The sequence below is a fragment of the Paenibacillus crassostreae genome (assembly GCF_001857945.1).
Classification (GTDB): Bacteria; Bacillota; Bacilli; order Paenibacillales; family Paenibacillaceae; genus Paenibacillus_AQ; species Paenibacillus_AQ crassostreae.
The window spans coordinates 31,188-49,386 of record NZ_CP017770.1 but is presented as its reverse complement, the minus strand read 5'-3'; the positions used below and the strand labels follow the sequence as shown (position 1 = coordinate 49,386).

Here is an 18,199-nt window from a genome sequence, read left to right as displayed (position 1 = left end):
CCCTCAAGTCAATGATATTATAATATGAAATGCGTTGGAACGAATAAACAATTTCAAGTACGATGATATTAATAAGCTTTGGGGGGAGTAAAAATGAGTATTCACAGCAGGTGGTTAATGATTTCAGTTGGTCTAGGGATACTACTGAACCCTTTAAATTCTTCGATGGTTTCTGTTGCTATCCCAAGTCTGCAAAATGTGTTCCAACTTGACTTTACAGGTGTTTCCTGGATTATTTTTTCATTCTACATTGCAAGTGCTATCGCACAACCAGTTATGGGAAAGGCCAGCGATTTATTCGGTCGTAGGAAGATATTTCTTACCGGACTTGTTGTAGCTTTCATTGCATCATTATTAGCTCCATTATCACCAACCTTCGGGTGGCTCATCGTTTTCCGCATTGTGCAAGCCATCGGAACAAGCATGATGGTTGCGGTTGGAATGGCCATTGTGCGAATTCATATTACGGAGAAACAAGCGACTGCGCTGTCAGTTTTGTCCATATTCTTATCCGGAGCGGCAGCAATTGGACCCTTTATTGGCGGTGTCATCATTCACTGGTGGGGCTGGCCTGCTATCTTTTTCGTCAATATTCCATTCGTGGTGGTGAGCTTTCTATTATCTTGGAGGAATATTCCTGAGGACGAACCATCAACATCCGTTGCAGTGGGTATGTCCCTTCGTAAATGGTTTGATTTGATTGATCTGTCAGGAATCCTGCTCTTCACAGTGGGGCTGGTTGCCCTACTCCTTGGATTACTCTCAGCAAAATCAGGGCATATCTCATTAGGAAATGTCATTGTCGGGCTAATAGGCCTCGCCCTGCTGGGGGTATTCGTACGACATGAGTTAAAAGCGACATCACCCTTTATTCCTTTACGTACATTCGCCAAATATCCTGCGATGACTTGGGTTAATGTCGAATTCATGCTCGTTAACGTACTTTATTACTCGCTCTTTTTCGGACTTCCTTCCTACTTGCAAATGGTACGTCATGTCAGCGAGTTCCAAACAGGAATTCTCATGCTAACCTTAGGCTTGTGCTCGCTTGTTACTTCTCCATTAGCAGGACGATGGATCGATAAATCAGGACCAGGGCCGGCATTGCTGGTGTCCGCCATCCTGATGACATTAGGGTCGGTGTGGCTCGTGATATTGAATCAAACTTCACCGGTTATCAGCGTGTGTTTGGCTTTGGCTACATTTGGTATCAGCAACGGTTTGAATAATGTAGGTATGCAAGCAGCATTATTCCAAAGTTCTCCAAAAGAAATAATCGGTGTAGCATCCGGATTATTTAATACATCAAGATACCTGGGAACCATTCTCTCTTCCTTGTTGATAAGTATCGTAATGGGAGGTAAGTTCAACTTCGAGGGATTTCAAGTGCTTGGGATTATCCTCACGGTAATTGCATTGACTTTGGTATTCATGAGTCGGCGCCGCCGGGAGTCAAGGCAATTACATGAGTCATAAGTTCACCAAGTTCAGAAAACGAATTAGTCTGAACACACATTTTTGAAAGAGACTCATATTTCCTTGTTAGACAGAGTAGTTACACACCACTTTATTATTACCTACTTGCGGATGACAAGATTCTGCACCGATGACCGACTCACTCTCCTCCCATAGCTTTATAACAGCGCCAGTCAAGGTTGATCTTCAACAATGTAAGATTTTGACTGCCGTTGTTATTATTGAGCTATAGTTTCCTGGGAGCTTAATGGAACCGAATTGTAATGATAAACTACTAAAAAATAATAAAGAGAAATGAAAAACTCTTACCCTAATAATATTTAGCCATCACTTCTTAACAGAGGTTGAGTGCTGCATCGGAAAGAGACCCCGAAACTTCTTGATATTTTAAAATCTACATACTCTACCTTAACTCCTCTTTTTTCTAACTCTTCTCCAATAAATTTAAATTCATGATCTGTAATATATACATTTTCATTTACAGGAAGACCATTTGTTGCAAGTCTGGAAGCGTCTTCTAATGTTACGTGTATTTTATCCCAACCTTTAAACTGTTCAGGCATACCATCTAATACCATTTTCATTTGATGCAAGCCCTGATCTGCCTACAAATATAGTTTTATCCAGGACTAAAACATCTCCTCCCTCTAAAAATGGCCCCTCTTCTGAGTATTGCCCTTTTGATATATCAGGTTTAGGAATAGATAAATATAAGCATTTATTTTCGTTTGACTCCATTGCTAATATATTTCTAACAGGTAGTATCTCATTTCTTCTATGTGGAAATCTAAGAGATCCTTCTATTAATAAATATCCTATTGTGAAAAAGGGATCTCTTATAAAGAAATTACTATAACCTTCCTCTTTTCCTATCTCCTTTTCATAGTCCGTTAGAAGCCTTGGAACTATTACTTAAAGAATTAATCAAGTACCACAGTAAGTCACGAATAAAAAAGCTACCCTAAAAATCCGGGTAACCTTTAAGGTAGCAAACTTACTACTTAGGTAGCACTAATCCAAGCTCCATTTTGGTGTTGCATACGTGTGATTGGTCCGGCTCCCTGAATATTCCGGCTATTGGTACGACCAGCTGACGTGGTAATTATGAGATGAGTTTAAGTCCGACAGCAGCAGCTAGTATCATGGCAATGAAGAGAATACGGCGCCATTCTTTGGATTCACCAAAGAGAAACATGCCAACTATAGCACCACCGACAGTACCAATACCTGTCCATATTGCATAAGCCGTACCCATCGGAAGACTTCTCATTGAGTAACTCAAACAAATGAAACTAAAAATGATCCCCACGACAAAGAGCAGATAAGCCTTTGCGTTATTGTCACGTTTGATTCGGTTCATTCCGAGCACACCTACTACTTCAAATAGGCCAGCGAAAATTAATGATAACCAAGCCATTAAGCCGATACCTCCTTAGATTTTGGTGGGCCACCGACTAATTTCAATCCTAGTACGCCCGCCAAAAGTAATGCAATGAGTAATAGTTTGATTAATTTAACTGGTTCATCGAATAAAATCATCTCAGAAAGTATGGTTCCAGCAGTCCCAAGGCCTGTAAATACCGCATAAACCGTACCCACAGGTAATTTAGTAGATGCAATAATGATTAAGCCAAACGATATGATGACGGCGGCAACAGTCCCCACCCAAGTAATCAAATCATCTGCATGCTTAAAGCCAATGACCCACATAACCTCAAATAGCGCACCGATAATTATTGAAATCCAACTACGATTCATGTCTAATCCTCCTCTAGATGTTTCTTACTCCCCGCCAAAAAACATGCCATGTAACCTCAAGTCGTTTCATTAGGTGGTCGTGATCACCATAAAGCATTTCAACAACTAAACTGTCCAAAACCGCCATATAAGCGCCCGTCGCTTGTTCAATAGTAACGTCTGCATGGATCAAGCCTTCTTGCTTCGCGGATTGAAACAGCACTTTGGCTTGATCAGCCATTTGATCGATATAGAACAAGCTCATCTTCAACGATTGTTGCTGCAAATGGACGGGAGGAAAAAAAGACATCCGCAAAAAAAACTTAGTATCCTCCTCTTTCTCATACCGCTCTTTATATCCAGATAAGAAGCCAAAAAGCTGTTGTTCCAGTTGCACATGACGGTCAGGCTTCAGGTACGCTTCAACAAAATGAAGCTCTCTTTTCGCCACATCCTGATATACCGCCATGAATAGGTCGTCTTTGCCCTTGAAGTGATTATAAATAGACGGTTTCTTGATCCCTACTTCTGTAGCGATATCTGCAAGCGAGGCCCCCTCATATCCATTTCGCGCAAAATGGCGAAGCGCGACACTCATAATTTTTTGTGATGTCATATACATTCCTCCAAATCACTAACTAACGGTTGTTAGTTTATCATAGAGATTGTCAAAGTTCAATTTATTTTTTAGCGATACGCAGCGCGAAGACAATATACTAGGAATTGATTACCTCTTTTTTCGTCTTACAGATCTGTCTTACAGTTGTCATACGGTATGTTACTTGGTCCAGATGTCGGGGGCTTCATTGACTAGCTCTCAGAAGTTGTATTATCTTTGGTCCCATTTGATTTAATTTCTCTTTAATATATGGATTAGTACTCTCTGGCACTTCGTTAAGATTAAAATATTGCCCTTCAAGAACTTCATGTCCATTTCTAAGTCTAGTAAAAAGTTCATTCCCAGAAAATACTCCAAACAATTGGAGTGAATTTATGTCCAAATTAATTTCTTCTTTTACTTCTCTCCTAAGACATTCTTCTGTCGTTTCACCTAATTCCATGAGTCCTCCTGGAATCCCAGGCGGCTCGTCCACCGATGCGTGAACACATGGTTATGCGCTGTACCCATCTTCTTTGAAATACTTACTCTTCTCTATTCAAGCTTTATCCAAAATCTGTTTATGACGTTTCCATCTTCCTCAATAAAATTACTATCTTGCACTCCACCATTGTTTAAAATGGTTTTCCTAGATGCAATATTGTAATCATCGCATACCACAAGAGCATTACTGATTCCAATTTCTTTACTTCTTTCCAGGGATAATGCTAACAGCCTAGTTGCGTAACCCTTTTTCCTTTCTGATGGACGTATGCCATAACCAATATGTCCGCCACTATTAAACAATTTTTCAGTCAACCCATGTCGTATATTAACCGCACCCACTACTTTACGATCATCTACCACCAACCAATAGGTACTACTTGGCACCCACCCCTCCGGAATAAACTGCTTATCCTCATTCTTTGAAAGAAAATCGAGCATTTCTTCATATTCAATCGGATCCTTTTCAATAACCCAGGGAACCATTTCTTCACCAGAGTCTTTCCAGTCTCTGTAGAAGTCCATATATTCTTCCCGTAATTCGATTGAAGGACTGGTTAACGAAATACTAGTCATTTTTTTATCCACCTCATCAACTATGGTGATTAGTAGTTTATTTATTGTCTTTATGGGTATTGCGCATAACGTTTTGTATTGATGACGTTCAAGTAGCTTAAGGACCGTAGGTCCGGGTCGTCAGACTTAGCTGGTTGAATGTATCGCCTGATTAATCTTCTCCGAAACCCCTCTTGGCGATCAAGGGCGAATGCCCGCAGTAGGAATGTGGTGTTATACGCTGGTTCGTTCTTCTTCGAACTCACTATCATTGCTTGTTTATAAATAGGGTTGTACAATTAATTTATAAGTCTTTTCGGAGGTGTTCATATATGAAATGGAATAATATCCGTGATATCTATCCTAATCGTTGGGTACTAGTTGAAGCTCTTGCCACTCATTCAAATAATCACAAAAGAACTATTGAAGAAATGTCAGTTGTTTCTGAATACGACGACCCTAAGCATGCATGGGCCTCATATAAGAAACTTCATTTGTCAGAGCCTACTAGGGAACTCTATGTATTCTACACCGGAAATGAATTTATTGAAGTCATTGAGCAACCCTTTACCGGAATTAGAGGTCTTCGATGAAAATCCATCTTGTTAATGGTCTTCCTATTGTTTCTCTCCCTCTATCTTACAAGAATAAATCAACTCTTCTCAAGAGTGTCCTACTGGATACCGGATGCTCCACAACTATTTTTGATACTGATCTTGTTGAACCTATTGGCCTAGATATAGACTTTATCAACGGAAAATCGGTTCGTATGTATGGAGTAGGTGGCTCAAGTGAATTATGTTATCAACAGATTGTCTCAGACCTCTCTATTGATAGAATCCTGCTTAAAGAATTTACTATCCAACTAGGACTTACCAAAGAACCATATGGTTTCGATGCAATATTGGGCGTCGACTTTCTTTACAAGTATGGTTTAAAAATCGATTTTGGGAAATTAGTTATTTCATAAAGGTTTAACGAACTTGCGTATAACTCCTTATCCACGAAATCGCATATCCCTCTCCTATAGCTGAATTAATAAATTCGTTTATTCATCCTCCTTGGAGTGATAGACGAATTTATTCAGCAGTAGTAACTTCTCCATAGTACTCCATGTTCGACTGGGATACTTACACTTATATCAACACAGATAAGTAATTTCCTTCTCTGCTTCTAAGTCATTATAGTCAAATAAACACGATAGAAATAAGGAATACCTCATTAGAAACGAAAGTTCACACAAAGAAAGTCACATCAGAGATAACTCCAATGTGACCACGATATAGATTGAACTTTTTTTAAATAAACGCTTTTTAATACTATTGTGTGAAGGGCAAGATTGATCTGGTTGATCAACACCGTGGTGTCCGATCCCTTTTAGTTATTAACTAAGCTTGCTGGTGTCCGATCCCTTTTTCTTCTCTATACGAATTTTATCAGGTGTAACATCATTTCCAAGCGGATCAAGAACAGTCAATCCTGAGAAGGTATTGAGAACTTGTCCTCGAATTTCACGTAGGTAATCTTCACGCAATGATTGTTGCTCAACTTTTTCCGCGAATGTCAATCCTTCTGTCTTTTGCTTTCTCGCTAATTCATTTATACGCTGTATGCTTGTAATCATCATTGTAATTCCTCATTCTTATATAAATTTGGTTGATTAATTCCTTAGTTGTTCAATTACCTAGTTAAAGTGGGATTTACAATAGTTCACGCGCCAATAAGCGGTAAACTTCTAAGCGTTTCTCTTGTGAATGTGGAATGCTACATATCATGGCTTCATCGAATCCATATTGCGCTTGCTCTTCTTGCAACAATGTTGCTATATCTTTAACAGCTCCCACAAGATGTATTTTACGATTTTCTTGAATGGTCATGCGATCCATTTCTGTCAGCTGAACATTTTGGGCTTCTTCAGGTGTTAACAATTGTCTGATTTGACCCTTGACCATCATTAAGCGAAACAGGTCCTGTGGTAGGGCTTCGAACTCAGCTTCTTCTTTGGTTTCCGCTGTTGTCACCATATAAGTCACGTTAATCTCAGGTTTTTCCATAAAGGCAGAGGGCTGAAAGTTATTTTTATAGGTATCTAAAATCTCTTTAGTCATCGCACCATTGAAAAATTGGGCAAACGAATACCCCACTCCCATCTCTGCTGCTTTCAACGCACTATTACCACTCGAACCTAACAGCCAAGCTTCTGGTAGTTGTATTTGGGTAGGAATCGCAATCGTTTTGTTATACAAGTCATCTTTGGGTACTTCATCGTTGATCAATTTTAAAGCCGTATCCAATTTCGTATACATGTTGTTCAGCATAGGTTGGCGCCCTTCAGCTAAAGCATACATCGCGTTGGTATCCCCTCCTGGAGCCCGACCCACACCAAAATCGATCCGCCCAGGGGAGAATGCACTGAGTGTTTTAAATACTTCGGCAAGTTTCAATGGGGAATAATGCATCATCATTACTCCACCTGTACCGATCCGTATATTTTTGGTTTTGGCAGCTAAGTGCGCTGCTGTTACCTCTGGTGCTGAACTTGCAAATGATTGAGCTCCATGATGTTCCGCCATCCACATGCGAACGTAGCCTAATTCATCTGTCAAAATAGCTAGTTCTTCCGCCTTTTTCAGAGCAGCTACTGCAGTATTTCCTATGGTAACGGGTGCTTGATCTAATACGCTTAATTTCATATGTTTTAACTTCCTTTGCTGTTTAGTCCACTGCATCGATCTTTTACCCTTACAAGACCATTTTTTCGTTAATCCATACTTGTAATGATTCTGTTTTTGTTTTAAAACGTTCTTTATGAATTTCGTTAGAGTAAGAAGCGACCGTTTCCCTTTTGAGTACAGATTTCCATGCGGATTCAGCCTCTTTCATTAATTCAGTTAACAAACAACATTGATCTTCTTCTTGCAATTCAAGCATATCGTTCAATATACCACTGGAAGAATACAACGTCTGCTGTCCTTCTATTGCAACGTAAATATCGTAGATCCGAATATCTTCAGGTCTCTTCTTTAATTTGAACCCACCTTTTACTCCTGGAACAGATGTAATCAAGTCTGCGCTAACTAATTTTCTTAACAATTTTTGAAAATATGTTGCTGAAGCCCCTAATTGTTGGCTGATTACTTCTCCAGGTAATACGGCTTTGTCCGGTAGCATATTTAGTAGAAGAATGGCATACACCGCTTGCTCGACGCCTGTTTTCATATGCATTAGAATCACCTCTATTAGCATTAGTTCAATTGTAGAATATCATATTATATATCAAGTGTATCTAACGCGGATAATCATTATCTACATTATAATATAGTTTATTTTATTGATATGCAAGTAAAACAATGTAACTATCCTTTTGTTCACAGTTCCTCAGAATAGTCGTTTGCCTTATTGTGCTCTACCATTCTACTGGAACAAGAAGAATCCCCATCAACTGCCGATGGGGATTCTTCTCTTCTTTAGTAAAAAGGATATCCGTGAAATATTATTACTCAGAATCGCTCACTTTAACGAGCATTTTACCAAGATTCGCACCTTGGAACAATTGTAGGAATGCTTCTATGACGTTATCGAAACCATCCACAATCGTTTCTTCATACTTTAATTTACCCTCTGTTAGCCATTTGCCAAGCTCCTGAAGTCCTTCCGACTGGCGAGCTGAATAATCGCTTAGAACAAATCCCTTGATAAGGGAGCGCGTCTTGATCAATCGAGTTTGAATACGTGGACCCATGTCCCCGTCTGTACTGTTGTAGGAAGAAATAGCACCACATAGTGGAATACGTGCATAATCATTCAGTAAGTTCATCACTGCATCAGAAATTGATCCACCTACATTGTCAAAATAGACATCGACACCATTCGGGCATGCTTCTTCCAAAGCCTGACCGAGGTTTTTCGCTGTTTTATAATTAATAACTGCATCAATGCCAAGTTCTTTCTTCAAATACTCGCATTTAGCATCCGTACCTGCGATCCCAACGACACGCGCTCCTTTGATTTTGGCAATTTGTCCTACAAACATACCCACAGAACCCGCTGCACCAGATACGACGACTGTCTCACCTTCTTTCGGCTGACCGATATCTAGTAAACCAAAGTAAGCTGTAAGGCCTGTCAATCCAAGAACACTTAAGTAAGCTGATACAGGAGCAATCGACTCATCGATTTTGGTTACTGTCTTAGCATCCACTGTATTGTATAACTGCCATCCCAACATCCCGATAACTTTGTCTCCAACTTTGTATAGATCCGATTTCGATTCCACAATTTCTCCGACAATCCCACCGGCAATCACTTCATTAAGCTGGAAAGGTGGAATATACGATTTGGCATCACTCATTCTTCCACGCATGTAAGGATCTACCGATAAGTACAAAGTACGTACAACAACCTGTCCATCTTGTGTATTAGCTACTGGAATTTCTTTAAACTCAAAATTTTGTTCTGTTGGCAAACCTACAGGACGTGAAGTTAACAAGATTTGTTTGTTTTTGAATTGTTGGTTCATATGATCACTACTCCATTTAATTTAATTTGTGTTACCGCCTTTATTTCATTACCCTAAAACTATATAACCACATTTCATGACTATCGCAATTCTATTATCAAATAGTTATAAAACTTTCAAACTCTCATTGAAAAATAATGGGTTTCCGGACATATTATAACCTGTCCAAGAAACCCGGTAAAAATTCGACAATCGTATCTTCTCGAAGCTGACTGAACTTATTCTGACCCATTCGTGTGACACTTATTAAATCAGCTTCATACAAAATCTTGAGATGATACGACACATTAGATTTATCCATCCCCATGGATTCGCCGATGGACCCACATGTGTTGTTATCCCGATCATCTTTTAAAGAATATTGTTCGATAGTCATAAAACTATTGTTTTCCTCTAAAATAAAAAAGTCAACTCATCTAAGAAATACTCTCCTTCCAATATTAGTCTGTGACAGATGTCCAAAGAAAATAAGTTATAGACTGAAAAATAAAGTGTTAGACTGTCGTGACCTCATTGAGCTAATGGGCAGTTTTTCTAACTGGAGTTGAATGTTGTTATTCTACTTTCAATATTATATAATGAGTAAAAACTCATTCATTAAAAAGGAGCGAATTGTTTGCCGCGTAGCAAGGAACAGTTTGAAGAAATGCGCAATGCCACTAGGGAAAAAATTCATTCAGCTGCGATGCAGTTATTTGTTCATCAAGGTTTCGGCTCGACGAATGTTCAAGATATCGCGGATACAGCTGGCATTAGTATTGGACTTCTGTATCGTCATTACAAAACGAAGGATCAGTTATTTAACGAATTGGTTGACTACGCGGTTGAAGGATTGAATCGTAATATTACTTTCTTTGAAACCGATCAATCCCCTAAAAAGTTAATGGCACAGTTTGTCGACGAAGTCTACACGGACATGATCAATGGGGAGGAACTAACCCATCTACTGATCCTTATTAATCAATCGCTATTAGCTGGATCTGCCACAGCCTCAAAACATTATGAAGAAATCCTCCAGGTAAATGCCAGGCTGCTTGATTCTACGGCACAGCTCATTCGCAAGGGCCAGCAGCTTGGGGAATTTTACTCGGGTGATGCGCAGGAAATGGCTGTCCTTTTTTATGCATCGATTCAGGGTTTGGCTCAGATGAAAGTATTACTAAAGAGCAACTTTACCATGCCCTCACCAGCTATCCTCACCGCATTTCTATTGAAGGAAAGGAAGTGACCATGCCATGATTAACGTGTTTAGAGCTGATCAAGCAGAATTTGATGTGAGGCGAGGAATATCTGAAATATTCGCAGAGGGATTCACACAGTGGCTTGGGTTTTTCTCTAAGGATCCGAAAAGGATTGCTGCAGCGTTCGCCCATATCTTCGTTTTGGACCAATTTTATGTGGCTTTATACAAGGGGCAAGTGGTCGGAATGGCTGCTTGTACGGATGGAACTTCACTTTCGGTTAAACTGGATAAAAAGGAACTTCGCAAACATTTAGGCTTTTATAGAGGCACTATGGCCGGTATTTTCTTGAAAAAAGAATTTGAAACTCCCTTTGTTCATCCTTCACCTGCTGTAGGCTCCATTGAATTTGTAGGGACGGCCGCCGAATTCAGGGGGCAAGGCGTTGCTTCGCAAATGATTCGTCATATTCTTGAGCATACACCATATGAGGTTTATTTGATTGAAGAAGTCGCCGATACCAATATTCCAGCCATGAAACTCTATTCTAAATTAGGTTTTGAAGAATACAAACGCAGGCAAATACCAATTAAACGGGCAAAGAAAATCGGGATCAATTACCTTGTATCATTGAGATATAGTATGCCTATGACTCCTTCCTTTTCTAATCTGACAGTCATTTGAGATACGCCACCTTTAGTAAAGATGGGTTTTAAGCTCTATCACTCGGCCCTGAAGTAACTTCGCTAATTCCCAAATAATGGTGTTCTATCGCTTTTAATTTGTCATCTAATTCATAAACAAGTGGTATACCCGTTGGAATGTTCAGATCTGCAATGCCGTCTGATGGGATATCATCCGGATATTGAACAAGTGCTCGAATGGTATTGCCATGTGCAGATATAATAACATTCTGATTAGCCAGAATTGAAGTCTTTATGACGTTATGCCAGTAATTCAGAACTCTTCCCTCTGTTTCCGCCAGATTTTCAGTCAAGGGAATCAGATCGACTATATCTTTGTATTTGGGATTAGAACCATCGTATCTCTTATCACTCTGTTCAAGTGCAGGTGGTCTTACGTCAACAGACCTCCTCCAGAGATCAACTTGCGCTTCGCCATATTTGGCAGCCGTTTCGGCTTTATTTAAACCTTGTAATGCACCATAGTGCCTCTCATTCAGCATCCATGATTTATGTACAGGAATCCACATTAAATTCATCTCATCTAGAATAATCCATAAGGTTCTTATAGCTCGTTTGAGAACAGACGTATAGGGAGTTGGATGTGTCTGCTGAATTCTCTTCCTTGAAAACACTCCGGCAGATCAGGGGAGCGTTAGCGATTGCAGTGGGAACATGGTGTTAAATGATGTCAGCGCCTTCTTCGAATTACCTACAAATTTATTTCTTGCAATCTTAAACTATCGTTACCCGTTTAATGAGGTTATCAAACACGCTTTAAATGCGTATCTTTAAAATTTGTAGGATATTTCAATCCATAACCTACCATCCTATCCATTCCAATATGAGAAGACAATATTAAACCTAACGCTAAAACAAGTTGGCTTGATAATAACAATCCGCAGATGATAACTAATATTGCTAAGGTGTATGTGTGTATTAAATTATAGAGTATAGCCCCCACCTTATTATTAATTAGATATCCCATCATTGATACATCTGGAGCCAATAACAAAACGAAAAACAAAACCCAACTAAACTGAAAATAAGAGTAAAAATAAAGACTAAACAATAAGACCGCAAGCCCCTCTAAATGCAAAAGTATTTTATTCATGTAGTTCCACTCCATTCTTTTTGGTCATCGTTCAATAATCTACATTTGTTTAGAATATCCTTCTAACAATAGTGCCCGTTAGTTGAATACATATGGTTTTAAAAAGTTTAATGTATTGCGCTGATTTCCGATAACGTTCGTGTATTCACGACATCCCACCAACTTAAGGCTACCCAGCAGCCGGCCGTGGTGCGGATGTATCCGCAGAAACCACTCTCCTGCCGATTGCTTCTCGCGGACCGAGGGTCGCTAGGCCCGAAGCGTGAATATGATGTTATCGGATGTCCCTGACCTCTCGATAATCTTGCAAATATTAATCCTTCCTATCCCATACCACGATGAATAGCGTTGCTAATGGTCCAATTAATAATGAAATTAAAAACCAATTAAGCCCACTTCTATTCTTTCCTTGTGCTAATCCTGCATTAATTAATGCAAGTGTTCCCCAGCCAACGGTGAACCCACTATTAATATTATCCATAAATAAATTATCTCCTTAATTATTATGAATTAATAAGGCTTTGCTAGGTCCGGCTTTTGATGGTATCTGTTGCTTTCAACCTTTCGAATTTACTAGCAAATCATTCGTTTTCTTAGGTAACTTTTATATTGATTTTCTATTTATAGACTGTGGGACTCGGCCCAGTTAATCTTACGTATCGCGACCTCCTGTATCATACGTGAAATGTGTAGTCGTGATTTTTCATTCCCTTTGCATTAATAATTGCACTTTTTCTGTTTTCAACCAATTAGGGATTTCCGATAATATTTGGCATTCCTGACGTTCAAGCAGCTTAAGTGACCATAGGAACGGATTGTCAGACTTAGCTGGTTTGTACGCAGTACCCTCTTCTTCGAAATGCTAGAGAAATCTAATAGTACGTGCACCAAAAAACCTTATTAGCCTGATCTTTAATTTCAGAAACCTCTATAAAAATAATCCTAATATCAATATTATTTCTACCAATAAATTTGTCTTCATCAACATTATAGTACTGGTATAAAACCACTTTATACTTCCCGTTATTTATTTTTATTTGGTTTTTCTCGCAATTATCATCTGGGACTTCTTCATCTTCAAATTGAGCAGCCATAGTTAAACAATCATAATCTACAATGTAAAGTTTGTTGGTTGTAACACTAATATATCCTTCTGCCTTCCTAAAGTAATTTTCATCAGTTATTTCTAAACCTATTCCTACATCTATATTCCATGAATGTTCGATTCCCTTATTTGTCATCTGGTATACTAAATTACTTTCGTTTATCATTTCATTACTAAAATGATTTAATAGTTCAATCAACTCCCAGTCTTCATTAACAAAAGATTTATAATCCTGAGCGTTCACTAATCCAATAAAATTTGTATCACCGAACTTTAAACTTATATTCATATAAAGATATCCTTTCATTGAATCATCATAATTAACTAGGTTATTGCGTATAACGTTTGGCATTCCTGACGTTCAAGTGGCTCCGACACTTAGCCAGTTGGATGTGTCGCCTGATTTCCTCCATCCAGGCGACCTAGGAGCGTATGCGACGCAGCTAAAATGCATTGTTATATAAAATGCATTGTTATATGATGTCGGCCCACTTTGAATATACTCATAAAAGCTCTTTCATAAATGCTACTCGTGAGTAGTCTGGTCTAAAAAAGTCTTTTTCGTATTTAATCTCCGTGTATCCAATCGACCTATAAAACCTTATAGCCTCCTCATTACCTGGATGTCCTAATGTTTACAAAGCTACCTTGTTCATACCACGATCTCTAACTCTATCACACAAAATATGTAGAAGTTGTTTTCCAATCCCTTTCCTTTGGTGTTGGCTAGATACGACAACACCCACAATTTCGTATAATTTTAACTCAACATTGTATAAATATCCTGCATGCCCAACAACTTCATCGTCAATTGTGGCTACCCAGTATTCTGAATCGTTCTGTTCCTTCAAGTACTTGCTCCATCGTTCAGGGTAATAATTGATAATAAATCTTGGGAACTGTAATGAGTAATGTTCCATTAAACTTCGAATCGTTTCAGTATCTATCTCTTCAATTCTTCGGTATTCTATCAATCATGCGCCTCCAGATCTATCTCGGTTTTTATTGCCGATCTTTCATATAACGTTTCCGCATTCACGACGTTCAAGCAGCTTAAGGACCGTAGGTCCGGGTGGCTCCACCACTTAGCCGGTTGAATGTGTCCGGTGAATCCACTTCCCCGAATTGCCTCTTCCGGACCAAGGGATGGGCTTATACCGGCTCGCAGCGTTAAATGCGATGTTATATGATGTGCGGTTCCTCTCCGAAATTCTTAAACAATTTATTTATATTTATTCTTTAAGTTAATAGTAATTTCATTTCTATCTAATATAAACACTGCTTTATGTCTTTCATACTGTTTTTGTGTTACGTAAGCAAAATCTCCATAAATTCTTGGAAAGTCAAGATAAGTAACTACTTTATTTTCTTTCGAGAAGACCAACAAATTAATTGAATCACTTTCAGATATGTTAGTATCAATGTTTTTGATTCCCCTAATATCTTTAATTTGATCAATTGAACTGTACGGTGTAAGAAGATAAAGAGTATCCCATTCGAAATTTGTTATCGAATCAAAAGAAAACTCACCATTATCTTCAACCTTCTTAAAACTCTCCTTTAGTTCACTAGCTGATAGTAACTTTTGATCTTTATCCAAACTAAGAAGAGTAACTAAAACTGAAACAAGCAAAACAGTAATTAACGTTGTAATTAAAAATGTTCTCTTCATTTTTTTAATCCTTTCAATAAATTAACCGCATTTCAGATAACGTTTCCGCATTCACGACGTTCAAGCAGCTTAAGGACCGTAGGTCCGGGTGGCTCCACCACTTAGCAGGTTGGATGTGTCACCTGATTCCACTTCTCAGATAATCCCCCATGGCGACCGAGGAGCGATAGCGACGACGTAGGAATGTTTTGTTACCTGAAGTATCTGACTCCTCCGAGTTACCTTTCATGTCACAACAACAGTTTTACTTTTGTTTAGATCCTAGTTTAAAAAGCAAAAATTGAAATAATGTTTGAAAGAAAAGAAAAATCATAGCACCTATAATTGAAATAGAAATGTAGTTAATGATACCATCAAGTCTAAAAAAGAAAGCGGAAATTATAATGCCACTGATAACACCCAGAAATAAGTAAGACAATACAATTATTAGGATTCCTTTAATCCCTTTTATATTGAATTTACTTAAGATTATACTATCAATCATAGGAGATAAGATTACACCTAATATTATAAAAATAAAAAAGAATGGAACAAAATTAAATGCAAATAAACCACTAAAAGAATTATACCCTACGTTATAAAGTCTTTCGGATAGTGGTGTGTAGGTTTTCCAAGAGCCATACAATGTAAATGCAATAGTTGAAACAATAGCAGCTATAATTTTTATGAATATATATTTGTAACCGTTTAAGTACATTTAAAATCCTCTTTTCTTTCTCTATTTCCCCATCTTGCCTATCACCATCATGATGGAATTAACTAACAGTCTCCAAAAATCAGTTTTTTCTTGTCTTTCATATCATTGATATCACTTGGCTTTGATTTATTCTTCTTTATGTGTTTCTATCTCTTTTTCGAAATGCCTCTATGCTGATTTCAAAACTGCTTTTTCTTTAGATCTTTCGCTTCTATTCTTATCCTTTACCTTTTGTTCATTATTGCTTCCTGTTCTTCACTATCATCGATTCTTTAATGCCCTTCATATGTCACTATCCCAGATATTTCAGGTAACGTTCGTGCATTACCGACGTCCAAGCTGCTTAAGTGACCGAAGGAAACGGGTCATCAGACTTAGCTGGTTGAATGTATCGCTTGAGTATACTCCTTGAAATACTTCTGGCGATCAAGGGCGAATGCCCGCAGTAGGAATGTGGTGTTATCGGATGTCTGCGACCTCCTGATTTCTCTTACAATTGTTTAATCATTCTAATTTATATCCTTTTAAAAATTGTTCCATTAATTCATTTGAGACACTAATTGCTTCTAATCTACTACTAGCTGGCACTGTTATCATTTGACCATTTTCTGCCCCCCAAGCCGTACCACCATTTCCATTTAATTGATTTTGGTCTGAGACTAATATACTCACCTTATTGAAATCGTTATTTATAAATATTGAACCATATTGATAAATATCAGTACCCGCTACTCCACCATTCTCTTTGAATTCAAAAATATGATAGCTCATCACACCCCAACCATCATTTGTAAATATTATATTTAGTTTTCTCTGATCTACAGGAACTGGAATTTCTTCTCCCTCAATGTCTATAGTGCCAGTAAACCTTCTTTTACCTGAGATACTTTTATATAGCTTTCCTTCAATGTTTACATTTACAAGCTTCTCTGTCTTTTTATGCTCAATACCTAATCTATATTTCACACCTTGTGCGTTTAAATTAATTTCCTTAGGATATAGATTGATTACAATAACTAATGCTAAGGTAATTAGAAGTATTAGTATAGTAATTAAAGCTATTTTCTTCATTGTAAACTCCTTTTTTCGCAGATTTCCGATAACGTTTGGTATTCCTGACGTTCGAGCGACTTAAGGAGGTGCATAGCACCGGATCGTCAGACTTAGCCGGTCGAATGTGTCGCCTGAATCTATTTCTCCGATATCCCTCTTGGCGACCAAGGAGCGCCAGCGACGACAAAAATGTAATGTTATATGATGGGGATGCCTTCTTTGAGTATACTTAAATAGCTCTCTTTAATATTATTTAACTTTTTTTCATTTTCTGTTTGGATACATGTTTTTAAGTGTGTTATTATATAATTAATAAAGACCAAGTGCTGATACACTTGGTCAGTACAATTGGCTTGGATGGTTTATTCCCTTCTAAGTCGTTCAGGAACTAAAACCCACCTTAGGCTCTTAATCTATGGGTGGGTTTTTACTTTCTCTTGTTGTTATTATTAATGTATGTTAAAAGAGCAAGGATAAACATCCCAAATAGGAACATAATCGTTATTGCATCTTTTACTTCCATGGCTTCACCTCCCTTCGAAGGGAAACCATGCCCACCCAAGATTCAATTGTATCTATAGTTTACCTTTATTTCTATTTGCGTACAAGTGTTCTTATATGATTTTTATTTATGTATTTTATGATCTTTATACACGGTTTTTAGTCTGCATCCCTTTCATATAACGTTTATGTATTCACGACGTCCATTCACCCTAAGCTGCCAGAGTCGTGCGTCTAGCACGATCTCAGCCGGCCGCGATGCGGTTGGGTGAATGGATGTGTCCCGGCAATCTCATCCCCGACTTAACTCCCGGACCGAGGCGGCTTGTCCTCAGATGCGTGAACACATTGTTATAGGAAGGTCATGCCTTCTTCGAGTTAACTTTTAGTTACTTTCTATGAGTCCATTCTATTAAATTAATTGCATTTCCATCTGGATCATAAATATCAAAATCAATATGGTCATTCCAATCTGAAGCCCACTTATTAATTGGTCCTAAGACAATTCCTTTATTATTAAGTTCTTCATATGCTTCTAAAATGCTGTTACAATACAAATTAAAGATTGGATGTTTTAAAGGTTCACATGATTCTCCAACTTCAATTAAAGTTAGTAGTGTTGATTGGTTTGGAAAAATATAATTAGCTCCTCTACCATCATCCCATTGTTCAATATTACGCAATTGTAAACCAAGCACATCAGAATAAAACGGTAGCGCTCTATCCAAATTACTAACTCGAATAAAAACTGTTCCTAGATCTTGTACTTTCATATGAATAACTCCTCCTAAAATGAATCTTGCT

At 38.2% G+C, this 18,199-nt stretch carries 25 protein-coding genes and 1 pseudogene; 5 read left to right on the top strand and 21 right to left on the bottom strand.

What is annotated here, in order from left to right; all coding sequences use genetic code 11:
* Positions 1-93: 93 nt before the first annotated feature.
* Positions 94-1,476 carry an MFS transporter gene (locus tag LPB68_RS00295; RefSeq protein ID WP_068655158.1) on the top strand — a complete coding sequence of 461 codons (1,383 nt, stop codon included), beginning with the start codon at positions 94-96 and terminating at the stop codon, positions 1,474-1,476.
* 320 nt (positions 1,477-1,796) lie between these two features.
* Here the strand turns inward: LPB68_RS00295 and LPB68_RS23230 are convergent, their stop codons facing one another.
* The 6 genes from LPB68_RS23230 to LPB68_RS00265 all read right to left on the bottom strand — a co-directional run bounded on the left by LPB68_RS23230 (position 1,797) and on the right by LPB68_RS00265 (position 4,891).
* Positions 1,797-2,060: a hypothetical protein gene (locus tag LPB68_RS23230; protein ID WP_068655160.1), complete on the bottom strand. Its 264-nt coding sequence runs from the start codon at positions 2,058-2,060 to the stop codon at positions 1,797-1,799.
* A 518-nt stretch (positions 2,061-2,578) separates the two neighbouring features.
* On the bottom strand, positions 2,579-2,893 hold the full coding sequence (locus LPB68_RS00285; protein WP_068655161.1) for a DMT family transporter: 315 nt from the start codon (positions 2,891-2,893) through the stop codon (positions 2,579-2,581).
* Positions 2,893-3,234, bottom strand: a complete 342-nt coding sequence (locus tag LPB68_RS00280; protein WP_068655163.1) for a DMT family transporter — start codon at positions 3,232-3,234, stop codon at positions 2,893-2,895. The genes LPB68_RS00285 and LPB68_RS00280 overlap by 1 nt, the downstream gene beginning before the upstream one ends.
* A 13-nt stretch (positions 3,235-3,247) precedes the next feature.
* Positions 3,248-3,829, bottom strand: a complete 582-nt coding sequence (locus LPB68_RS00275; protein ID WP_068655165.1) for a TetR/AcrR family transcriptional regulator — start codon at positions 3,827-3,829, stop codon at positions 3,248-3,250.
* A gap of 187 nt (positions 3,830-4,016) precedes the next feature.
* Entirely contained in the window at positions 4,017-4,307 is a 291-nt protein-coding gene (locus LPB68_RS00270; RefSeq protein ID WP_257786622.1) for an NUDIX domain-containing protein, read from the bottom strand.
* Between the two features lie 59 nt (positions 4,308-4,366).
* A complete protein-coding gene (locus LPB68_RS00265; protein ID WP_068655169.1) occupies positions 4,367-4,891 on the bottom strand; it encodes a GNAT family N-acetyltransferase in 525 nt (174 codons plus the stop codon).
* A 311-nt stretch (positions 4,892-5,202) separates the two neighbouring features.
* Between LPB68_RS00265 and LPB68_RS00260 the strand changes: the two genes are divergently transcribed.
* Positions 5,203-5,463 (top strand): hypothetical protein, encoded by a 261-nt coding sequence (locus LPB68_RS00260; RefSeq protein WP_068655171.1) that lies wholly within the window; start codon positions 5,203-5,205, stop codon positions 5,461-5,463.
* Positions 5,460-5,840, top strand: coding sequence for a retropepsin-like aspartic protease (locus LPB68_RS00255; RefSeq protein WP_068655173.1), 381 nt, complete (start codon positions 5,460-5,462; stop codon positions 5,838-5,840). Before LPB68_RS00260 ends, LPB68_RS00255 begins: the two co-directional genes overlap by 4 nt.
* Before the next feature lie 414 nt (positions 5,841-6,254).
* Here LPB68_RS00255 and LPB68_RS00250 read toward each other — a convergent pair whose 3' ends face one another.
* The 5 genes from LPB68_RS00250 to LPB68_RS00230 form a co-directional block, all read right to left on the bottom strand.
* Positions 6,255-6,494 (bottom strand): DUF896 domain-containing protein, encoded by a 240-nt coding sequence (locus LPB68_RS00250; RefSeq protein ID WP_198402127.1) that lies wholly within the window; start codon positions 6,492-6,494, stop codon positions 6,255-6,257.
* A gap of 76 nt (positions 6,495-6,570) precedes the next feature.
* The gene (locus tag LPB68_RS00245; RefSeq protein WP_068655177.1) at positions 6,571-7,563 is read right to left on the bottom strand and encodes an LLM class flavin-dependent oxidoreductase; all 993 of its coding nucleotides are present in this window, start codon (positions 7,561-7,563) and stop codon (positions 6,571-6,573) included.
* Positions 7,564-7,612: 49 nt separating this feature from the next.
* Positions 7,613-8,095: an RrF2 family transcriptional regulator gene (locus tag LPB68_RS00240; RefSeq protein ID WP_068655179.1), complete on the bottom strand. Its 483-nt coding sequence runs from the start codon at positions 8,093-8,095 to the stop codon at positions 7,613-7,615.
* Between the two features lie 271 nt (positions 8,096-8,366).
* Complete coding sequence (locus LPB68_RS00235) at positions 8,367-9,389, bottom strand: NADP-dependent oxidoreductase (RefSeq protein ID WP_068655181.1); 1,023 nt, start codon at positions 9,387-9,389, stop codon at positions 8,367-8,369.
* A gap of 154 nt (positions 9,390-9,543) precedes the next feature.
* Positions 9,544-9,765, bottom strand: coding sequence for an ArsR/SmtB family transcription factor (locus tag LPB68_RS00230; RefSeq protein WP_082865575.1), 222 nt, complete (start codon positions 9,763-9,765; stop codon positions 9,544-9,546).
* A gap of 240 nt (positions 9,766-10,005) precedes the next feature.
* Here LPB68_RS00230 and LPB68_RS00225 point away from each other — a divergent pair, with 240 nt between their 5' ends.
* Positions 10,006-10,617 (top strand): TetR/AcrR family transcriptional regulator, encoded by a 612-nt coding sequence (locus LPB68_RS00225; RefSeq protein WP_068655183.1) that lies wholly within the window; start codon positions 10,006-10,008, stop codon positions 10,615-10,617.
* 7 nt (positions 10,618-10,624) lie between these two features.
* Positions 10,625-11,254 carry a GNAT family N-acetyltransferase gene (locus tag LPB68_RS00220; protein ID WP_068655185.1) on the top strand — a complete coding sequence of 210 codons (630 nt, stop codon included), beginning with the start codon at positions 10,625-10,627 and terminating at the stop codon, positions 11,252-11,254.
* A gap of 28 nt (positions 11,255-11,282) precedes the next feature.
* On the opposite strand, the pseudogene LPB68_RS00215 reads toward LPB68_RS00220, so the two are convergent.
* From LPB68_RS00215 to LPB68_RS00180, 10 genes and pseudogenes are all read right to left on the bottom strand, one after another.
* Positions 11,283-11,876: pseudogene (locus LPB68_RS00215) on the bottom strand (2,3-bisphosphoglycerate-dependent phosphoglycerate mutase); the annotation flags it as partial.
* A gap of 143 nt (positions 11,877-12,019) precedes the next feature.
* Positions 12,020-12,367, bottom strand: a complete 348-nt coding sequence (locus tag LPB68_RS00210; protein ID WP_068655187.1) for a DUF4260 domain-containing protein — start codon at positions 12,365-12,367, stop codon at positions 12,020-12,022.
* A gap of 313 nt (positions 12,368-12,680) precedes the next feature.
* Complete coding sequence (locus tag LPB68_RS23055; protein WP_198402133.1) at positions 12,681-12,848, bottom strand: hypothetical protein; 168 nt, start codon at positions 12,846-12,848, stop codon at positions 12,681-12,683.
* A 391-nt stretch (positions 12,849-13,239) separates the two neighbouring features.
* Positions 13,240-13,761 carry a hypothetical protein gene (locus tag LPB68_RS00205; protein ID WP_068655189.1) on the bottom strand — a complete coding sequence of 174 codons (522 nt, stop codon included), beginning with the start codon at positions 13,759-13,761 and terminating at the stop codon, positions 13,240-13,242.
* A 346-nt stretch (positions 13,762-14,107) separates the two neighbouring features.
* Positions 14,108-14,446, bottom strand: a complete 339-nt coding sequence (locus tag LPB68_RS00200) for a GNAT family N-acetyltransferase (RefSeq protein WP_068655191.1) — start codon at positions 14,444-14,446, stop codon at positions 14,108-14,110.
* A gap of 248 nt (positions 14,447-14,694) precedes the next feature.
* Positions 14,695-15,144, bottom strand: coding sequence for a hypothetical protein (locus LPB68_RS00195; RefSeq protein ID WP_068655193.1), 450 nt, complete (start codon positions 15,142-15,144; stop codon positions 14,695-14,697).
* Positions 15,145-15,388: 244 nt separating this feature from the next.
* On the bottom strand, positions 15,389-15,841 hold the full coding sequence (locus LPB68_RS00190; RefSeq protein ID WP_068655195.1) for a hypothetical protein: 453 nt from the start codon (positions 15,839-15,841) through the stop codon (positions 15,389-15,391).
* A gap of 504 nt (positions 15,842-16,345) precedes the next feature.
* Positions 16,346-16,912 carry a hypothetical protein gene (locus tag LPB68_RS00185; RefSeq protein ID WP_068655197.1) on the bottom strand — a complete coding sequence of 189 codons (567 nt, stop codon included), beginning with the start codon at positions 16,910-16,912 and terminating at the stop codon, positions 16,346-16,348.
* A 409-nt stretch (positions 16,913-17,321) separates the two neighbouring features.
* Positions 17,322-17,417 (bottom strand): competence inhibitor ComI, encoded by a 96-nt coding sequence (gene comI / locus LPB68_RS23225; RefSeq protein ID WP_018759049.1) that lies wholly within the window; start codon positions 17,415-17,417, stop codon positions 17,322-17,324.
* A gap of 367 nt (positions 17,418-17,784) precedes the next feature.
* Positions 17,785-18,168 (bottom strand): VOC family protein, encoded by a 384-nt coding sequence (locus LPB68_RS00180; protein ID WP_068655199.1) that lies wholly within the window; start codon positions 18,166-18,168, stop codon positions 17,785-17,787.
* Positions 18,169-18,199: the final 31 nt, after the last annotated feature.